Here is a 19,389-nt window from a genome sequence, read left to right as displayed (position 1 = left end):
CCAATCTGCCTGCGATAGTGCAATCCTGCAACAATGGGCCACATTTACATTGGTTACCCGATCAACGATGATTGTCAAATCTGTCACGCACTGTTTATGCTGTAAATAATGGCCGCACCCGTAGATTCATTCCTGCAAGATTCGAGCGCAATAGCGCTGCCCGGCCTGGGGCGTGCCATGGTGGCCGCCGGAAAGCTTGAACAAAAAGCCGCCGAGGACATTTACCGTAAGTCGATTTCCAACAAGACCAGCTTCATCTCCGAGCTGGTGGGGTCGGGCGCCGTATCGGCCTCGGACCTGGCGCATACGCTGTCCCAGGCATTTGCCGCCCCTCTGATCAATCTGGACGCGCTGGACCCCCAGCGCTTGCCCAAGGGATTGCTGGACAACAAGACCTGCCAGGACTACCGCCTGGTGGTCCTGAGCAAGCGCAACAACCGCCTCCTGGTAGCTACAGCCGACCCGTCTGACCAGCGTGCGGCGGAAAAAATCAAGTTTTCCACCCAGATGGGGGTGGACTGGATCATCGCCGAATACGACAAGCTTTCGAAAATGGTGGAGGCCAATTCGGTCAGTGCTACCGAGGCCGTGGAAGACATCATTGGCGGCGACTTCGAATTCGACGAAAACGCCGTCGATACCGCGGTGGAACAGTCGCAAGTCACAGCCGAGGTGGAAGACGCGCCCGTGGTGCGCTTCTTGCAGAAAATGCTGCTGGATGCCTTCAGCATGCGGGCCTCGGACTTGCACTTCGAACCGTACGAACACAGTTACCGGGTGCGATTCCGTATCGACGGCCAGCTGCGAGAAATTGCCAGCCCCCCCATCGCCATCAAGGACAAGCTTGCCTCCCGTATCAAGGTGATTTCCCGCATGGATATCTCCGAGAAGCGCGTACCGCAGGACGGACGCATGAAACTGAAGGTCGGCCCCGACCGGGTCATCGATTTCCGTGTCAGCACCCTGCCCACGCTGTTCGGCGAGAAGATCGTGATCCGTATCCTGGACCCCTCCAGCGCCAAACTGGGTATTGACGCTCTGGGCTATGAGCCGGAGGAAAAAGAACGCCTGCTCAAGGCCATCAGCAGACCGTACGGGATGATTCTGGTCACCGGCCCCACTGGCTCGGGCAAGACCGTGTCCTTGTACACCTGCCTGAACCTGCTGAATCAACCGGGTGTCAATATCGCCACGGCGGAAGACCCCTCCGAAATCAACTTGCCTGGTGTCAACCAGGTCAATGTGAATGAAAAAGCCGGACTGACGTTTGCCGCAGCCCTGAAGTCCTTTCTGCGCCAGGATCCGGACATCATCATGGTGGGTGAAATCCGGGACCTGGAAACGGCAGACATCTCCATCAAGGCGGCGCAAACCGGCCACCTGGTCCTGTCCACCCTGCACACCAACGACGCACCGACCACGCTCACACGTATGCGCAATATGGGCATTGCCCCGTTCAATATTGCCTCCAGCGTGATCCTGATCACCGCCCAGCGTCTGGCCCGCAAACTGTGCCCCACCTGCCGCAAGCCAGCCGACATTCCCAAGCAGGCCCTGCTGGACGCCGGCTTTACCGAAGACATGCTCGACGGTTCCTGGAAGCCCTACAAGCCAGTTGGCTGCTCAAGCTGCAACATGGGTTACAAAGGCCGCGTGGGCATTTACCAGGTGATGCCGGTATCGGAAGAAATTCAGCGCATCATTCTCGCGGATGGCAGTTCCCTCGACATTGCGAAGCAGGCCGAGCGGGAAGGGGTGCGATCCCTGAGACAATCGGGCCTGAGGAAAGTGCAGACTGGCCATACCTCGCTTGAAGAGGTTCTGGCTGTGACCAACGAATAAGGCTTACCCAAGGGACGCTATGGCTACGAATCCAGCTAAAACTGCCAACAACAATGAAGCAGTCTACGAATGGGAAGGCAAGGACAAGAATGGCAAGCAGGTACGCGGTGAGATTCGTGCCGGCGGCGAAAACCAGGTCAAGTCCGCCTTGCGTCGCCAGGGTGTCACTCCCACCAAGATAAAGAAGCGGCGCACCCGCTCCGGCAAGTCCATCAAGCCCAAGGATCTGGCCATCTTCACGCGTCAGCTGGCCACCATGATGAAGGCGGGCGTTCCCTTGCTGCAGGCTTTCGATATCGTGGGTCGCGGCAACCCCAACCCCAGTGTCACCAAGCTGCTCAACGACATCCGCAACGACGTGGAGACTGGCACATCGCTAAGCGTTGCATTCCGCAAATACCCGATCTACTTCGACAACCTGTACTGCAATCTGGTCGAGGCCGGTGAAGCGGCCGGTATCCTGGACCAGTTGCTGGATCGCCTGGCGGTCTACATGGAAAAGACCGAAGCCATCAAGTCCAAGATCAAGTCGGCCCTGATGTATCCCATCTCGGTTCTGATCGTAGCGTTTGTGGTGGTCGCTGTGATCATGATTTTCGTGGTGCCCTCGTTCAAGCAGGTGTTTACCTCCTTCGGTGGCGAGCTGCCTGGACCAACCCTGGTCGTGATTGCCATGAGTGAGTATTTCGTCAAGTACTGGTACCTGATTTTCGGCGGTCTGGGGGGAGGAATCTACTTCTTCCTCGAGTCCTGGAAGCGCAATGAAAAGGTCCAGGAATTCATGGACAGGCTGATGCGCAAGCTTCCCATCTTTGGTGTTCTGGTCGACAAGTCCTGTATCGCGCGCTGGACACGCACGCTCTCCACCATGTTTGCCGCCGGTGTCCCGCTGGTGGAAGCACTGGACTCGGTGGGAGGAGCTGCCGGCAACATCGTATACCAGCATGCAACCCAGAAGATCCAGCAGGAAGTCTCCACGGGTACTGCGTTGACTGCGGCCATGACCAACGCCAACCTGTTTCCGTCCATGGTGCTGCAGATGTGCGCCATCGGAGAGGAATCCGGCTCGATCGACCACATGCTGGGCAAGTGCGCCGACTTCTATGAAGCCGAAGTGGACGACATGGTGGCCGGCATTTCCAGCCTGATGGAACCCATCATCATCGTGGTGCTGGGTACCATCATCGGTGGCATTGTGGTGGCCATGTACCTGCCCATCTTCAAGCTGGGTCAAGTGGTTTGATGCTTTCCGGAGTTCAATGGCTGGACGCCAGCCTGATGGGCCTGCTTGGCCTGTTGATCGGCAGTTTTCTGAACGTCGTCGTATACCGCCTGCCCAAAATGATGGAGCGGCAATGGCAGCTGGAAGCTGCCGAAATGGCGGGCCAGGAGCTCGCCAAGCAGGAAGCCTTCAACCTGGTGGTGCCCCGCTCGCGTTGTCCGCATTGCGGCCATGCAATTGCCTGGTATGAAAACATCCCGGTTCTGAGCTACCTCGCACTGGGTGGCAAATGTTCGGCCTGCAAGAGCCCCATCAGCGCACGCTATCCGCTGGTTGAAGCCACTGTAGCAGCACTGTTCTTCTATTGCACTTGGACCTACGGTGCCAATGCCTCCGGTCTTGCGTGGAGTGCGTTCGCAACCGTTCTGGTCGCCCTGGCACTGATCGACTGGGACACCACCCTGCTGCCGGACGACCTTACCCTGCCTCTGGTCTGGCTGGGGCTGATAGCCGCGGCATTGCAATGGATACCGGTCACACTCAATGCCTCGCTGTGGGGTGCCGTTGGTGGCTACATGTCGTTGTGGACGGTCTACTGGGCCTTCAAGCTGGTGACTGGCAAGGAAGGCATGGGCTATGGCGACTTCAAGCTGTTTGCGGCTTTGGGCGCCTGGTTCGGATGGCAGACGCTGATTCCCATGATCCTGATTGCTTCCATCATCGGCGCGATTGTGGGAATCGCCATGAAGCTCAATGCCAGCCTGCGCGAGGGAGGCTATGTGCCCTTTGGTCCGTTTCTGGCGGGCGCCGGTTTGTGTGCACTGTTTGTTGGTCCTGCCGCTTTGCGGCACGCCGTTGGTCTGTAGAGATGCCCGGCCCACTGAAACTTGGCCTGACCGGTGGAATTGGTAGTGGCAAGAGTACGGTTGCGGGCCTGCTGGCACAGCACGGCGCCGGTGTGATCGATGCCGATGCCATATCACGCGCCACCACAGCCCGTCAGGGTGCGGCCATACCGTTGATTCGTGCGGCGTTTGGCGAGGAATTCATAGGCCCGGACGGTGCGCTCCAGCGCGAGCACATGCGCCAGCACATATTTGACAACCCGCAGGCCAAGCAGGCACTGGAGGCCATCATCCATCCCCTGGTCGGCCAGGCCATTGCCGAACAGCAGCGCCAACTCACGCAAACCGGCAAGAAATGCCTGGTGTTCGACATCCCGTTGCTGGTGGAGTCCGGGCATTGGCGCAAAACCCTGGACCGTGTGCTTGTGGTGGACTGCAGTGAACAGACGCAAGTGCAGCGCGTCTGCGCCCGCAGCGCCTTGCCTGCCTCTGAAGTGCAGAAAATCATCGCTGCCCAGGTGAGCCGCTTACAACGCCTGGCAGCGGCAGACGTGGTGCTCTGCAACGACGGTATTTCATTGGATGAATTGGCCGCGCAAGTGGCTGAACTCAGTCCGCAGTTCGGGCTATGATGCGGCCACACGAAAGTACAGCGTGATTCTCTACGAATACCCATTTAACGAGCGCATTCGCACTTACCTGCGGCTCGAACATCTGTTTTTGCGGTTGGCCACGCTGGTCTCCCGACAAGCTCCGCTGGACCACCATTTTGCCCTGACCACCATCTTTGAAGTCATGGACGTGGGCGCGCGCGCCGATCTCAAATCGGATGTGCTCAAGGATCTGGACAAACAAAAGCAGGTGCTTGGCAGTTACCGCGGCAACCCCGCCATTTCGGAAGCCGCATTGGAGCAAGTCATTTCCCAGGTGGAAGGCTGCTTTGAGGCACTCAACGCCACTGCGGGCAAGGCAGGACAGTCGCTCACCGAAAATGATTGGCTGATGAGTATCCGCAGCCGTGTCGGCATTCCTGGCGGTACCTGCGAGTTTGACTTGCCGGCCTACTTTGCCTGGCAACACCGCAGCCCCGAAGTGCGCGTCAAGGATTTGCATCGCTGGGCCGCCACGCTGGCGCCACTGGCGGACTCCATTCACCTGCTGCTCAAGATGCTGCGGGACTCCGGCGCTCCGCAAAAGGTGATCGCAGCAGGTGGCCAGTTTCAGCAGAACCTGCCACAGGGCCGCACCTTCCAGTTGCTGCGGCTGGCACTCGATCCGGCGCTGCAGCTGATTCCCGAAATCAGCGGCAACCGGCTGATGGTGTCCATCCGCTTGATGCGCCTGGATGCCGACGAAAAGTTGCATCCCGCAGGCGAAGACGGCGCGTTCGAATTGGCCCTGTGCGCCTGAACGGCAGGTGGTTTTGATGGAAGCGGAAACTCCCAGAAAGATCGTGCGTTGCCCAGCCTGTGGCGGCGACAGCGTGTATGCGGTGAGCAATCCGTATCGGCCGTTCTGCAGCGAACGCTGCAAGAACCTGGACTTTGGCGCCTGGGCCAGCGAGGCCTTCCGCGTGCCAACCGAAGCGCCCCCGGAAGACGAGCTCTACGGCGACCCCAAGCTGCAATAAGTTGCGGCCGTAAAGCCGCGCTCCTTGGCAAACCAACCCAGCACCGGCACCGTACCTGGCAGCACCGGCTGCACCTGCACCGGCAGTTGCGCCCAGGAAAAGTTCTGAGCCTCCCGCATCTGCAGCTCGCCCTGCCATTCGAAGACCTTGCAGAAATTCAGGCGCACCAGCGCATGCGGGTAATCCACCATCTCCACACGCCAGGGCGTTACGGCGCCGATATCGATGCCCAGCTCTTCGTGCAATTCGCGGCGCAGCGCCTGTTCCACTGACTCGCCCGCCTCGAGCTTGCCGCCCGGAAACTCCCAGTAGCCTGAGTACGGCTTGCCAGCAGGTCGCGAGGTGAGGAGAAAGGCTCCGTCAGCGCGCACCAGCACACCCACGGCCACTTCGGTCACCGGTCGGTCCGGACCGCCCACGCGCTCGGCGTGCCCATCGGCAACCAGTGGTTTGTTGCTCATGCAGACACCGACTTGCGGCCCGCATAGTCTTGGGCAAACTGCCAGGCCACGCGGCCGCTACGAGAGCCACGCTCCAGTGCCCAGAGCAAGGCCTCGGGCCGCGCTGCTTCAATTTCACTTTGCGCAACACCCAACACCGCCAGCCACTGGGCCGCAATGTGCAGGTATTCGTCCTGCGAGAAGGGGTAGAAACTCACCCACAGACCGAAGCGCTCGGAGAGCGAAATCTTTTCTTCCACGACTTCACCCGGGTGCACCTCGCCTTCCGGCGTATGGGTGTAGGTCAGGTTTTCGGACATGTATTCGGGCAATAGATGACGCCGGTTGCTGGTGGCATACACCAGCACATTGGGCGTGGCGGCGGCCACGGAGCCATCCAGCACCGACTTGAGCGCCTTGTAGCCCGGCTCACCTTCGTCGAAGCTCAGGTCATCGCAGAACACAATGAACTTCTCAGGCCGCTTGGCCACCAGCTCCACGATGTCGGGAAGGTCTACCAAATCTGCTTTGTCCACCTCGATCAGGCGCAAACCCTGGTCCGCATAGGCATGCAGGCAAGCGCGGATCAGGGACGACTTGCCGGTCCCGCGTGCACCCGTCAGCAGCACATTGTTGGCCGTGGCACCGCGCACGAACTGCGCCGTGTTGCGCTGGATCTTTTCCTTCTGCTGGTCGATCTCTTTGAGGTCCGCCAACTTCATCGCGCCCACGTGGTGCACGGCCGAGATCACCCCTTGCCCGCTGGAACGGCGGCGGTAACGGAACGCAATCGACGCCCCCCAGTCCGGCTCCGTCAGCCCGTGCGGCAAAGACGCCTCCACCCGAGCCATGAACAACTCGGCGCGCTCCAAGAAATCGGCAATTTTCTTATCCATATTCAAAACCCAAGTATCCGAAGCGAAGGCCTTACCAATTCAGAAACACCGCGGAACCGGCTCTGCCGGTCCGTTGGTGTTGCCCCCTGCAAGGGGGAAAGCGGCTACGCGCAGCGAGCAAGCCGGGGGGTGTTCACGATCTGTAGTCAGCGTTGATGGTCACATACTCGTGGCTGAAGTCACAGGTCCACACCGTTTCGGTGGCGTCGCCTCGACCCAGCCCCACGCGCACCGTGATCTCGCTTTGCTTCATAACGCGCTGGCCGTCTTCTTCGCGATATGCCGGATTGCGCCCGCCTTGGGTTGCCACATGCACATCGTCCAGGAACAGCTCGATCTTCGACTGGTCCAGATCATCGATACCTGCGTAACCCACTGCAGCCAGGATTCGGCCGAGGTTGGGGTCGCTGGCATAGAAAGCGGTCTTCACCAAAGGCGAGTGGGCAATTGCGTAGGCCACCTTGCGGCACTCCTCGGCATTGCGTCCACCTTCGATCACCACGCTGATGAACTTGGTGGCGCCCTCTCCGTCACGCACAATGGCCTGAGCCAGTTTGCGTGCCACTTCCAGCATCAGCGCCTTGAGTGCCTGCCCCTCTGCGGAGTCCAGCGAGGTGATGGGTGTATTGCCAGCCTTGTTGCTTGCGATCACCACCAGCGAGTCGTTGGTGGAAGTGTCGCCATCCACTGTGACGCGGTTGAATGAGCCTTCTGCCAACTCCAACGCCAGTTGCTTCATCACGCTCTGGTCTACATGGGCGTCGGTGGCAATAAAGCCCAGCATGGTCGCCATATTGGGGCGGATCATGCCGGCACCCTTGCTGATGCCGGACACGCTCACCTGCTTGCCGCCCACCAGCCCTTGCACGCCAAAGGCCTTGGGTTGGGTGTCCGTGGTCATGATGCCCTCGGCCGCCTTGAGCCAGTTATCCGCCTTGGCGTCAGCGATGGCGGCGTCCAGTCCGGCCTCGATGCGGTCGATCGGCAGCGTTTCCATGATGACGCCAGTGGAAAACGGCAACACCTGATCGGCATCCACACCAAGGCGTTTGGCCACAGCCGCGCAGGTGCTGCGTGCGCGACTCAGACCATCGGCACCGGTACCGGCGTTGGCATTGCCGGTATTGATGACCATGGCACGGATGGCCTTTTGAGTGAGCAAGTGCTCACGGCAGAGCTGGACCGGAGCGGCACAAAAGCGGTTGGACGTGAACACGCCCGAAACGCTGGCGCCTTCGTCGATCAGGACCACGGTAAGGTCCTTGCGGTTGGCTTTGCGGATACCTGCTTCGGTCACGCCGATGCGCACGCCCGCAATGGGGTGCAGCGTGGCCAAGTCGGGCAAGGGCAAATTGACGGGCATGGTCTTCCTTTAAACGAGTTTGCCGTGGCAGTGCTTGTACTTCTTGCCGCTGCCGCATGGGCAGGGGTCGTTGCGACCAACGCGCCCTATGGCAGCCACGGCTGCGGCAGCCGCTGTTGCGGTAGCGCTCCTGGCCTGCCCCAGCGTCTCCGCATCGACAGTGGTCTGCACTTCGCCAGTTTCCGTGGGGGCGCTGTAAGTCACGTTGGAGATGGACTCTGCGCGCGCTTCCATTTGCTGGGCCGCTTCATCGGCCTGCTCGGCAGACTGGATCTTGACCGTCATCAGCGTCTTGGTGACTTCGTTCTTCACCGAGTCCAGCAGCTGGCCAAACAACTCAAAGGCTTCGCGCTTGTATTCCTGCTTGGGTTGTTTCTGGGCGTAGCCACGCAGGTGGATGCCCTGGCGCAGATAGTCCAGCGCACTCAGGTGGTCACGCCAGTGGCTGTCAATGCTCTGCAGCAGCACCATGCGTTCAAACTGGGTGAAGTTGGCCTCACCGACCTGATCGACCTTGGCCTGGAAGGCCTTGTCTGCCGCCGTAGCCACGGTTTGCAGTAAATCTTCGTCGGTGATGGCACTGGCCTCGGCGACCTGCTTCTTGAGGTCCAGCTCGATCTGCCAGTCTTCGGTCAACACCTTCTGCAAACCGGTGATGTCCCACTGCTCTTCCACCGACTCCTGCGGCACAAACTGGCGCACCAGGTCGTGGAAGCAGCCTTCGCGCAACGAGGCAATCTGTGCGTTGAGGTCCTGCGCGTCCAGAATCGCATTGCGCTGCTGGTAGATCACCTTGCGCTGGTCGTTGGAAACGTCGTCGTACTCCAGCAATTGCTTACGCATGTCGAAGTTGCGGGCTTCCACCTTGCGTTGCGCACTCTCGATGCTGCGGGTGACGATGCCGGCCTCGATAGCCTCGCCTTCGGGCATCTTCAGGCGTTCCATGATGGACTTGACGCGGTCACCAGCGAAGATGCGCATCAGTGAATCGTCCAGGCTCAGGTAAAAGCGCGAAGAGCCCGGGTCACCCTGACGACCGGAGCGGCCACGCAGCTGGTTGTCGATACGGCGCGACTCGTGGCGCTCGGTGGCAATGATGCGCAGGCCACCCAGCGCCTTGATGGCTTCGTGGTCGCGCTGCCATTCGGTCCGGATCTCGGTGATGCGCACCTGCTTGGCTGCTTCGTCCAGCGCCTCATCGGCTTCCACCGCCTCTATGGCCTTCTGGATGCTGCCACCCAAAACGATGTCGGTTCCCCGGCCGGCCATGTTGGTGGCGATGGTGATCATCTTGGCGCGACCGGCTTGGGCCACGATCTCAGCTTCACGGGCATGCTGCTTGGCGTTGAGCACCTGGTGCGGCAGCTTTTCCTTTTCAAGCAGGGTCGAAATGATTTCGGAGTTTTCGATGGACGTAGTGCCCACCAGCACCGGCTGGCCGCGCTCATAGCATTCGCGGATGTCCTTGATGGCGGCGTCGTACTTTTCCTTGGTGGTCTTGTAGACGCGGTCCAGCTGGTCTTCGCGGCGACTGGCGCGGTTGGGCGGGATGACCACCGTCTCCAGGCCATAGATTTCCTGGAACTCGTAGGCCTCGGTATCGGCAGTACCGGTCATGCCGGCCAGCTTTCCGTACAGGCGGAAGTAGTTCTGGAAGGTGATGGAGGCCAGCGTCTGGTTCTCGGCCTGGATTTCCACGCCTTCCTTGGCTTCCACGGCCTGATGCAAGCCATCGCTCCAGCGGCGACCGGTCATCAGGCGGCCGGTGAACTCGTCGACGATGACGATCTCACCCTGCTGCACCACGTAGTGCTGGTCGCGGTGGTACAGGTGGTTGGCACGCAGCGCTGCATACAGGTGGTGCATCAGCGTGATGTTGGCCGGGTCGTAGAGGGAAGCGCCCTCGGCAATCAGCCCCAGGCCGGCCAGAATGCGCTCGGCATTCTCGTGACCCGCTTCGGTCAGATAGACCTGGTGGGCCTTTTCATCGACGGTGAAGTCACCGGGCTTGGTGACGCCCTCACCGGTGTGCGGATCGGCCTCGCCTTCCTGGCGCACCATGAGCGGCACGATCTTGTTGATGGCAATGTAGAGGTCGGTATGGTCTTCGGCCTGGCCGCTGATGATCAAAGGCGTACGCGCTTCATCGATCAGGATGGAGTCCACCTCGTCGACGATGGCGTAGTTCAGGCCGCGTTGCACCCGGTCGGCCACCTCGTACACCATGTTGTCGCGCAGGTAGTCAAAGCCGTATTCGTTGTTGGTACCGTAGGTGATGTCGGCACGGTACGCGGCCTGCTTGTCCTCACGCGGCGCCTGCGGCAGGTTGATGCCAACGGTCAGGCCTAGGAAGTTGTAGAGGCGCCCCATCCACTGCGCGTCGCGACTGGCCAGGTAATCATTCACCGTCACCACATGCACACCCTTGCCGGTCAGCGCATTCAGGTACACCGGCAGAGTGGAGGTAAGCGTCTTGCCTTCGCCCGTGCCCATTTCGGAAATCTTGCCGTAGTGCAGCGACATGCCACCCAGCATCTGCACATCGAAGTGGCGCATCTTCATGACGCGCTTGGAGCCTTCACGGACCACGGCAAAGGCCTCCGGCAGGATGGAGTCCAGCGACTCGCCATTGGCGACGCGAGTCTTGAACTCTTCGGTCTTGGCCTTCAGAGCTTCATCGGTGAGCTTCTCGAACTGCGGCTCCAGCGCATTGATGCGGGACACCACGGAGCGGTATTGCTTGAGCAGACGGTCGTTACGACTTCCGAATATTTTGGTAAGAATGTTGATGGCCATGCAAGCAAGACTGGCCTGTTGCCCACCACGGGCGCACAGAACAGCGCAGTCCTTTTTTAGTCAAGGTGAAATGAGGGCATTCCGGCAAAAAACAAGCGCCACGGGGCGCTTGCTACTTACACAGCCTGCGAAAACGACGATTTTAGCGTTTGCCCAAGACCGCCAGGTTACTGCCGGCATTCAGAAACTTCTGGGGGTCCTGCGGTACGCCCTGAACCAGCACCTCAAAGTGCAAATGGGCGCCGGTAGAGCGACCGGTATTGCCCACTTCGGCAATCTTCTGGCCCCGTTTGATCAGGTCCCCCAGCTTGACGAACACCTTGGATGAGTGCGCATAGCGGGTAATCAGGTCGTTGCCATGGCTGACCTCGATCATGTTGCCGTACTGGGGGTGAAACTCCTGTGCCACCACCACCCCGCCGGCGGCGGCGTAGATCGGTGTACCCACGTCCGCCGGGAAGTCCAGCCCGGTGTGCAGGGCCGAATGTCCGGTAAACGGATCAATGCGCCAACCGAAGGTGGAGCCCAGCGCAACGTCCTTGACCGGCTGCTCTGTGGGCACCATCAGCTTCTTTATCTTTTGTTCAAACAGGCGCGATTCGATCACGGTCATGACATCGGTGTGCTGGTTGGTCAACTGGTCCAGGTCGGACAAGGCCGCCTGCAATTCCTGCATGGAGAGCGGGTGGGCCGCCACCTGCACACCGCCCTGCCCCGGTCTGGCCCGTATATCGGCAGGGTTGATGCCCGCAAGGCCCGAAACCCGCTCGCCCAGGGACTCCAGTTGCAGCACCTTGGCCTGCATCTCGCCCACGCGCCTGGCCATGACATCGATGTTTTCGCGCATGAAGCGCTCGCGCTGCGCCACTTCGTCCTTCACCACCAGCTTCACCAACTGGCTGATGACAGGCCAGCCCTCGCGCGCGCCCTTCAAAAACACCCAGTGGTACAAACCGGCTGACACCAGCATCAGGCACAGGGAAACGGCCAGCACAAACGCAATCAGGCGCACCCCGCTGAGCTGAATGGTGCGGCTCCTGAACCGTGCATCCGTGATAATCAACTGCATTGCCATCCTTTCCCCAACATCCCACCGGGCCATGATCCGCCGCAACCACGCCATCTCCCTGCTACAGGCGACCCAGGAGTCCGAAACTCTGAGCCGCCTGTGCGATCTGGCTGAAGAGTCGGCACAACGGCTGAAATCGATAGAGCCACTGTTGCCGGGGCCTCTGCGCGCCTGCGTGCGCCCCGGGCCCATTGACGGCTCCGTCTGGTGCCTGCTCCTTGACAACAATGCGGTGGCTGCCAAGGTCAAACAACTTTTGCCCGCGCTGCAAGCCCATTTGCGGACCAAGGGCTGGGAGGTTAGCGCAATTCGGCTAAAGGTTCAAACGTCGGCCACCCCGCGTTAATCGAGGAGCACAAGACATGACCAAATGGACTCTGCCTCAGAAGACCAAGCACAGTGTTGTCGTCAAAGGTAACAAGGTCCAGCTCTCGGGGTTCAATTCGGCGGATGTTCTGGCTGCGTATGAGGCAGGACGCAGGGAGGCGCTGGAAGAGGCGGCACAACTTTGCGATGCCCTGGAAAAGGACTACAAGAAGAAGCGGGAAGAAATCGACAGCCTGGAAGATTCCCTGTATTGGGGTATGTCTTGTGGTGCGTTCGAAAGCGCGGCCGAAATAAGAAAACTGCTGGCACGCATGCCCGTCGACAAACCCTCACCGAGTGATTCCTGACGGCGCAGATGCGTCCTCAGTCCGATTAAATAATGGGCAAACCAATTCCCGGTTTGCCGCTAAATTGAATGGATTGAGAATTACGCCCGTGCGTCACCCCAGCGCAACTCGGAAGAATCGTCACCCCGGTAAATGGTGCGACCGGCACGATCCACACAATACTCCGGTGAAACAATCATTTCCCGAATGGCCGTCCCATTGGGGATGCGCGTATATTCAAACAAAACACTGCGCTCGATGACTGCACCGGCCTTGACGTGGCAACCGTGGCCAATCCAGGCCGGGCCAATAATGGTGGCGCCGGGCTCCACCTTGACGCTGGAGCCAAAATAAACCGGCCCCTGGATATTGACCTGGTCCCAGGGGATACAGACGTTCAAACCCACCCACACACCCGGACGCACTTCGACACCGGGCATATTCATTTCAGCCACGCCTCCGCGCAACACGCGTTGCAGCACGGACCAGTAATCGCTCACCCGCCCAATATCTATCCAGTTGAAGAAGCGCTTTTGTGCGTAAAAGGGCAATTGGCGTTCCACCAATTGCGGAAACAATTGGGAGCCAATGTCGTACACGGTGCCGGAAGGCACCAAATCCAATATGGAGGGCTCAAATATGTAAATGCCCGTACTGGCCATGGTGGACTTGGCTTCTGCCGGGCTGGGTTTTTCCTGGAAGGATTTGATCTGCCCGTCTTCACCCGAGACAACAATGCCGTAATTGCTGACATCTTCCCGCGGCACGTCCAGTGTTACCACACTGGCCATTGCGCCTTTGAATTTGTGTTCGCTCAAGGCCGCGCCAATATCCAGGTCAATCAATGCATCGCCGCACAAGACCAGCGTGGTTTCGTCAAAAAAGCCGCTGAAATCCTGAATCTTGCGCATACCCCCGGCAGATCCCATGGGACGGGGCAATATGTCTCCGTGGTCCAAAACGCCTTCGTAGGAATAACCCAGCTCCACACCCCAGCGATGCCCGTCGCCAAAATAGCGCTCGATTTTCTGGTGGTGGTAAGCCACGTTGACCATGATCTGCTTGATGCCGTGGCGCGCCAAATGCTCAATCAGGTATTCCATCAAAGGCTTGCCAAGAATCGGCACCATGGGTTTGGGCAGGTCCTTGGTCAGAGGCCGTACACGCGTTCCTTGGCCTGCAGCCAGAATCATTCCTTTAGCCATTTTTCTCAATCCCCTTGTTTCTAGTCCATCGAAGACACATAGCAGCAGGGCACTGTAAACCGGTTACGTTACAGAATGCCCCTACCCTCTAGCTTGCGTACCCGGTGGGGTTGTTTTTTTGCCAGCGCCAGGCGTCTGCGCACATGGTCTTCAAATCGCGCGTGGCCTGCCAAGCCAGCAGCTCCTTGGCCAAGGTTGGCTCAGCGTAACAGGCCGCGATATCGCCCGGCCTGCGCGCCTGTATTTGATAGGGTACGGGCTTGCCGCTGGCAGCCTCAAAGGCCTTGACCATTTCCAGAACGCTGTAGCCAACCCCAGTGCCCAGATTGATGGCCACGCATTGCCCCACGCCCGGGACGGCTGCCGGCTTGCTCAGTGCCTCCAAGGCACACAAATGCCCCATGGCCAAGTCCACCACATGGATGTAGTCGCGCACCCCGGTGCCATCGGGCGTGGCATAGTCGTTACCCCATACGTTCAGGAACTCCCTGCGCCCCACGGCAACCTGGGCCACAAAAGGCAGGAGATTGTTCGGGGTGCCCTGTGGGTCTTCGCCAATCAGACCACTCTCGTGTGCCCCAACCGGGTTGAAGTAACGCAAGATGCCAAAACGCCAGCTGGAATCCCCTGCGAACGCATCGCGCAGCATGTCTTCAATGACCAGCTTGGTCCGTCCATAAGGATTGGTCGCCGAGAGCGGATGGTCCTCTGTCAGGGGCAGGCGTTGCGGATCGCCATATACGGTGGCCGAAGAGCTGAATACCAGCGTCTTCACTCCGCAGACATTCATGGCCTCCAGAAGACGCAGCGTCCCCACAACATTGTTGTCGTAATAGCGCAGCGGCTGCTGCACGGATTCGCCCACCGCCTTGAGGCCGGCAAAGTGGATGACCGCCTGCGCGCCACTCTCGCGCAAGGCCCGCTCCATTGCTGCGCCATCCCGTATATCGGCCTGCACCCGCGCAATGGATTTGCCGGCAATTTTCTCAACGCGATTCAGAGACTCGGGACTGCTGTTGCAGTAGTTATCCAGCGAGGTGACGCTGTACCCGGCCTTCAGCAGTTCCAAACAGGTGTGAGAGCCAATGTAACCGGCACCGCCGGTAACCAGTATTTTCATATTTGTGTGCATTCAGCAGTATGGCCTTGGGTATATGGCAGCTCCATGACCCGGGGTCAGGAAACCTGATCGTAGTGGATTATTTTGTATTTACCGATGCATTGGCCTGATTTGCCCAATAAAACACGCCCATTTTTCCTTCCCGAAAAGAATGCATTCCAAATACACTATTGACTATATAAATTCACCCGCGTCTGCAACATGCAAAAACATACATTGCACCTGACTTTGGTATGTCTTTTCCTGGCTGCATGCGGTGAAGAGGCCAAACCGGTTGCCCAGGCACCGAGCGCGCCTTTTGTCAAAACAATTTCCCCGACCCAGAGCGCCAAGCAAGATCTTGGATTATCCGGCACCATTCGAGCCCGGGTGGAGTCGCCCATAGCGTTCCAGGTCAATGGCCGGATCGCCAAACGAATGGTTGACGCAGGACAAGAAGTCAAAGCTGGCCAGGTCCTGTTTGCGCTGGATAGACGTGACCTGGAGCTGGCCTTGCAGTCGGCGCAAGCCGATGTGGCCGCTGCCGAGGCAGCCAAAGCCACGGCAGATGCGGACCTGGCCCGTACCAAACAGCTCAAAGACCAAGGCTTCATCAGCACGCAAGCCACCGATATGGCGCAACTGGCTGCCCGCGAAGCACACACCCGGCTGGCCGCAGCGGCATCGCGCCAGGCGCAAAGCCGCAATGGCCTGGACTATGGCTTGGTGCGCGCGCCCGCTGCCGGCGTCATGTTGGATGTCGTGGGCGAGCAAGGCCAGGTGATATCGGCCGGCCAAAGTATCGCAGTGCTGGCACAGGCAGGCGAGCGCGAAGTGGAAGTGAACTTCCCCGATGGCGTGCCGCCTCCGACTGAAGGCAAGCTGCAATATGCCCAAGGCGTCCTGCCACTGAAATTGCGGGAAGTTGCCGGCAGCGTGGACCCCTTGAGTCGCACCCTGCGCGCCCGCTACACGGTCATGGAGAACGCGCAGGCGCTGGTGCTCGGCAGTGTCGTGAAAACGTCGTTTCCAGAAGGTGCTGGCGCCGTCCCCACCAAGGCGGTTCCACTGGCTGCCGTGGATGAGCGCGGCCAAGGCCCCAGGGTCTGGATCTACAAGGAAGGCCATGTGCGCGCCCTGCCCGTCAAGCTGGTCGCCATCGATGGGCAGACTGCACATATCCAGGCAGAGTTGCCCGCCGGAGCCAAGGTGGTTGCCATGGGCACGCATCTCCTGACGGACGGCATGCCGGTACGGGAGTTGGCTCAGTGAGCTTCCCCAATCTGTCTGCGCTCGCGGTCCGCGAGCGCTCGGTCACCCTGTTCTTTCTGCTGATTGCCGGCATTGCCGGAGTGTTCTCTTTCCTGGCACTCGGGCGTGCTGAAGACCCCGCGTTCACCGTTCGGGCGATGGTGGTCACCGTAGTCTGGCCCGGCGCGACGCCGCAGGAGCTTCAATCCCAGGTGGTGGATCGGCTGGAGAAGCGGGTGCAGGAAGTTCCGTACCTCTATCGCATGGAGAGCACCATCCGTTCCGGACAGGCCAGCCTGCAGATTGAATTTGAAGACTATGCACCCAACTCGCGCATACCCGACCTGTTCTATCAGGTGCGCAAGCGCATGGAGGACGAGTCCCACACCCTGCCCCCTGGCGTGATCGGGCCTATCGTCAACGATGATTTCTCCGATGTGTACTTCACACTGGTATCCGTGACCGCACCTGGCATGCCCATGCGCGAACTCACCCATGTCATGGAGTCCATGCGTGACCGATTGCAGCATGTGGAGGGTGTGCAAAAGGCCCTGATACTGGGCGAGCGTACCGAGCGCATGTTTGTCGAGTTCAACCAGGAAAAGCTGGTCAACCTGGGGCTTTCGCCACAGGCCGTGTTTGAGGCGATCGACGCCAGCAACCGCCTGGTACCTTCCGGCAAGATTGAAACGCAGGGCCCGCGCGCCTATCTGCGGCTGGATGCCGACCTATCGGACCCCAAGCAGATCGAGTCTCTGCCGATTCGGGTGGGAACCAAACTGATCCGGCTCTCGGACGTCGCCCTGGTGCGGCGCGGCTATGAAGACCCGCCCAGCTATCTGGTGCGATCGCGGGGCCAGGATGCCATGCTGCTGGGCACGGTCATGGCAAAGGGCGAGAACGGCCAGGCACTTGGAAAGCGCCTGGACAAGTTCATCGAAACAGAACGCAGCCGCATGCCACTGGGCATGACGCTGGAGGTGCTGACCAATCAGGCCGAAGCGATTGATCACGCGGTGGACCTCTTCCAGATCAAGTTTCTGGTGGCGGTCATCGTGGTGATTGGCGTCAGTGTCCTGGCATTGGGGTTGCGCGCGGGACTTATCGTCGGCATCGCCGTGCCTTTCACCTTGGGCATCAGCTTTCTGATCATGATGCTGTTGGATATCAATCTGGACCGCATCACCTTGGGCGCACTGATCATCGCCCTGGGTCTGTTGGTGGACGACGCGATCATCTCCGTCGAGATGATGTTGGTGAAGATGGCCGAGGGCTGGGATCGCGTGCGTGCCGCGGCCCACGCGTGGACCGTTACCGCCGCCCCCATGCTGCTGGGCACACTGGTGACCGTTGCAGGCTTCTTTCCGATCGGCTTTGCCAAATCTGCCGTAGGCGAATACGCCGGCAATATTTTCTGGGTGCTTGCCATCACGCTGGTGGTTTCGTGGTTTGTCGCGGTCACCTTTGTTCCCTACCTCGGGGTGAAGCTGTTGCCGGCACTCACCGACGCGCAGGCCCAGGCGCACCACGGTGCTTACCATTCCCCGCTCTACCAGCGCCTGCGTCGCCTGATCACCTGGTGCGTGGTCTGGCGCAAAAGCGTGGTGGCCATGACGGTTGCACTGCTGGTGTTGTCCGTCATTGGCATGGCAGTACTGGTGCACAAACAGTTCTTCCCCAACTCGGATCGCACCGAGGTTCTGATCAGCGTCTACCAGCCGCAGGGCAGTGGAATCGCCGCCACCGACAAGACCATCCGCAAGATCGAAACCTTGCTGGCGCCCATGCCCGAGGTGAAGTCCCTGTCTTCCTATGTGGGCGCCGGTGCCCCCCGCTTCTTCATTTCTGCCACACCGGAACCACCGGATCCGGCTTTCGGAAAGATCATTGCCGTTGCCCGGGACACTGCAGCGCGCGACAAAATCATCGCGCTGGTAAAGCAGCACATTGCCGCCGGCGAATATTCCGAGGCACGGGTGCGCCCCTACCGGCTACTGTACGGCCCGCCCGTCGTATGGCCCGTGACCTTGAGGGTTGTCGGCCCGGACCCTGTGGTGCTGCGCAAGATCGCCCACCAGGTCCGCGATGTGATGACCAAGAACCCGCACCTGGTGGATCCCCACCTGGAGTGGGACGAGCGGGCACCCACGCTGCACTTGAGTACCGATGCAGAACGACTGAGCCTGCTCGGGATGACGCCCATGGAAGTGTCGCAGCAGTTGCAGTTCTTGCTGGACGGGGCAACGGTGACACAGCTGCGGCAGGACCTGCGCTCCGTCGATCTGGTGGCGCGCGGCATTCGCAGCGAATCGGGGTTGACAGCCGAGCGCCTGGGCGCAGAGGAACTGATCACCCACGATGGCCGCAAGGTGCCGTTGGCACAGTTGGGGCGCATCGAGGTGCGTTACGAAGATCCGGTCATCAAGCGCTACAACCGCGAGGGATTTCTGGCAGTCTTTGCCGACATCCAGGATGCTGAACCCAACGACGTGACCGATGCGGTATGGCTTGCCCTGGCTGACGTGCGCAGCCAATTGCCCGCGGGCTACCGGATTGACGTTGCAGGCTCCGTGGAGCAGTCCGGCAAGGCCGATCTGTCCATCCAGAGGCTGCAGCCAGCCATGGCGGCGTTCATGATGATCTTCATCATGATTCAGATGCGCTCCTTCAAGGGCACCTTCGTGGTCGTGGCAACGGCCCCTCTCGGACTGATGGGTGCGGTATTGGCTCTGCTGCTGTTTCGCCAACCCTTTGGCTTCGTGGCGCTGCTGGGCCTTATAGGGCTGGCCGGCATTCTCATGCGCAACACGCTGATTCTGACCCAGCAGATTTCCGACAATGACGCAGCCGGCATGGCACCCTTCGAAGGCGTTGTGGAAGCGGCTGTGCAGCGCGCCAGACCGGTGATCCTGACCGCTTTTGCTGCGGTATTCGCCTTCATTCCATTGACGCACGATAGCTTGTGGGGCGCATTGGCCTATGTGCTGATAGGCGGTGTGGCCGTGGGGACGGTCATCACGCTACTGTTTGTCCCGGCACTCTATGCCATATGGTTCAAACGGGAAGTGAAGGCCTGAC

17 protein-coding genes are annotated in these 19,389 nt (G+C 59.9%); 10 read left to right on the top strand and 7 right to left on the bottom strand.

Annotated elements, in window-relative coordinates; translation table 11 throughout:
• Positions 1–108: 108 nt before the first annotated feature.
• From pilB to AC1RMF_RS14100, 6 genes are read left to right on the top strand one after another with little or no spacing between them, the layout of a single operon-like run.
• Entirely contained in the window at positions 109–1,842 is a 1,734-nt protein-coding gene (pilB, locus tag AC1RMF_RS14125; protein WP_342618709.1) for a type IV-A pilus assembly ATPase PilB, read from the top strand.
• Positions 1,843–1,861: 19 nt separating this feature from the next.
• Positions 1,862–3,085 carry a type II secretion system F family protein gene (locus AC1RMF_RS14120; protein WP_493142224.1) on the top strand — a complete coding sequence of 408 codons (1,224 nt, stop codon included), beginning with the start codon at positions 1,862–1,864 and terminating at the stop codon, positions 3,083–3,085.
• A complete protein-coding gene (locus tag AC1RMF_RS14115; protein WP_493142223.1) occupies positions 3,085–3,930 on the top strand; it encodes a prepilin peptidase in 846 nt (281 codons plus the stop codon). The genes AC1RMF_RS14120 and AC1RMF_RS14115 overlap by 1 nt, the downstream gene beginning before the upstream one ends.
• Before the next feature lie 2 nt (positions 3,931–3,932).
• Complete coding sequence (gene coaE / locus AC1RMF_RS14110) at positions 3,933–4,541, top strand: dephospho-CoA kinase (protein ID WP_493142222.1); 609 nt, start codon at positions 3,933–3,935, stop codon at positions 4,539–4,541.
• Between the two features lie 22 nt (positions 4,542–4,563).
• Positions 4,564–5,319, top strand: a complete 756-nt coding sequence (zapD, locus tag AC1RMF_RS14105) for a cell division protein ZapD (protein ID WP_493142220.1) — start codon at positions 4,564–4,566, stop codon at positions 5,317–5,319.
• 16 nt (positions 5,320–5,335) lie between these two features.
• On the top strand, positions 5,336–5,539 hold the full coding sequence (locus tag AC1RMF_RS14100; protein WP_493142218.1) for a DNA gyrase inhibitor YacG: 204 nt from the start codon (positions 5,336–5,338) through the stop codon (positions 5,537–5,539).
• On the opposite strand, the gene AC1RMF_RS14095 is transcribed toward AC1RMF_RS14100, so the two are convergent.
• The 5 genes from AC1RMF_RS14095 to AC1RMF_RS14075 form a co-directional block, all read right to left on the bottom strand.
• Positions 5,515–6,000, bottom strand: coding sequence for an NUDIX domain-containing protein (locus AC1RMF_RS14095; protein WP_493142216.1), 486 nt, complete (start codon positions 5,998–6,000; stop codon positions 5,515–5,517). The two genes, AC1RMF_RS14100 and AC1RMF_RS14095, sit on opposite strands and share 25 nt — an antisense overlap.
• Positions 5,997–6,875 carry an ATP-binding protein gene (locus AC1RMF_RS14090; protein WP_493142214.1) on the bottom strand — a complete coding sequence of 293 codons (879 nt, stop codon included), beginning with the start codon at positions 6,873–6,875 and terminating at the stop codon, positions 5,997–5,999. The genes AC1RMF_RS14095 and AC1RMF_RS14090 overlap by 4 nt, the downstream gene beginning before the upstream one ends.
• A gap of 133 nt (positions 6,876–7,008) precedes the next feature.
• The gene (gene argJ, locus AC1RMF_RS14085; protein ID WP_493142213.1) at positions 7,009–8,238 is read right to left on the bottom strand and encodes a bifunctional glutamate N-acetyltransferase/amino-acid acetyltransferase ArgJ; all 1,230 of its coding nucleotides are present in this window, start codon (positions 8,236–8,238) and stop codon (positions 7,009–7,011) included.
• Positions 8,239–8,247: 9 nt separating this feature from the next.
• Complete coding sequence (secA, locus tag AC1RMF_RS14080) at positions 8,248–11,034, bottom strand: preprotein translocase subunit SecA (protein ID WP_493142211.1); 2,787 nt, start codon at positions 11,032–11,034, stop codon at positions 8,248–8,250.
• A gap of 142 nt (positions 11,035–11,176) precedes the next feature.
• Positions 11,177–12,103 (bottom strand): M23 family metallopeptidase, encoded by a 927-nt coding sequence (locus AC1RMF_RS14075; protein ID WP_493142209.1) that lies wholly within the window; start codon positions 12,101–12,103, stop codon positions 11,177–11,179.
• A gap of 31 nt (positions 12,104–12,134) precedes the next feature.
• Here AC1RMF_RS14075 and AC1RMF_RS14070 point away from each other — a divergent pair, with 31 nt between their 5' ends.
• Positions 12,135–12,449, top strand: coding sequence for a hypothetical protein (locus tag AC1RMF_RS14070; protein ID WP_342618720.1), 315 nt, complete (start codon positions 12,135–12,137; stop codon positions 12,447–12,449).
• A 16-nt stretch (positions 12,450–12,465) separates the two neighbouring features.
• Positions 12,466–12,777 (top strand): hypothetical protein, encoded by a 312-nt coding sequence (locus AC1RMF_RS14065; RefSeq protein ID WP_342618721.1) that lies wholly within the window; start codon positions 12,466–12,468, stop codon positions 12,775–12,777.
• Positions 12,778–12,857: 80 nt separating this feature from the next.
• On the opposite strand, the gene AC1RMF_RS14060 is transcribed toward AC1RMF_RS14065, so the two are convergent.
• On the bottom strand, positions 12,858–13,949 hold the full coding sequence (locus AC1RMF_RS14060) for a nucleotidyltransferase family protein (RefSeq protein ID WP_342621194.1): 1,092 nt from the start codon (positions 13,947–13,949) through the stop codon (positions 12,858–12,860).
• Between the two features lie 100 nt (positions 13,950–14,049).
• Positions 14,050–15,081 carry a UDP-glucose 4-epimerase GalE gene (galE, locus tag AC1RMF_RS14055; protein WP_493142206.1) on the bottom strand — a complete coding sequence of 344 codons (1,032 nt, stop codon included), beginning with the start codon at positions 15,079–15,081 and terminating at the stop codon, positions 14,050–14,052.
• Positions 15,082–15,282: 201 nt separating this feature from the next.
• On the opposite strand from galE, the gene AC1RMF_RS14050 reads away from it, so the two are divergent.
• Together AC1RMF_RS14050 and AC1RMF_RS14045 are read left to right on the top strand one after the other, a co-directional pair.
• On the top strand, positions 15,283–16,332 hold the full coding sequence (locus tag AC1RMF_RS14050; protein WP_493142204.1) for an efflux RND transporter periplasmic adaptor subunit: 1,050 nt from the start codon (positions 15,283–15,285) through the stop codon (positions 16,330–16,332).
• On the top strand, positions 16,329–19,388 hold the full coding sequence (locus tag AC1RMF_RS14045) for an efflux RND transporter permease subunit (protein WP_493142203.1): 3,060 nt from the start codon (positions 16,329–16,331) through the stop codon (positions 19,386–19,388). Before AC1RMF_RS14050 ends, AC1RMF_RS14045 begins: the two co-directional genes overlap by 4 nt.
• Position 19,389: the final 1 nt, after the last annotated feature.

The sequence above is a fragment of the Rhodoferax sp. GW822-FHT04A08 genome, from assembly GCF_058801025.1.
Note: the sequence above shows the minus strand (reverse complement) of the source record. Positions and strands in the feature narration are given on the sequence as shown.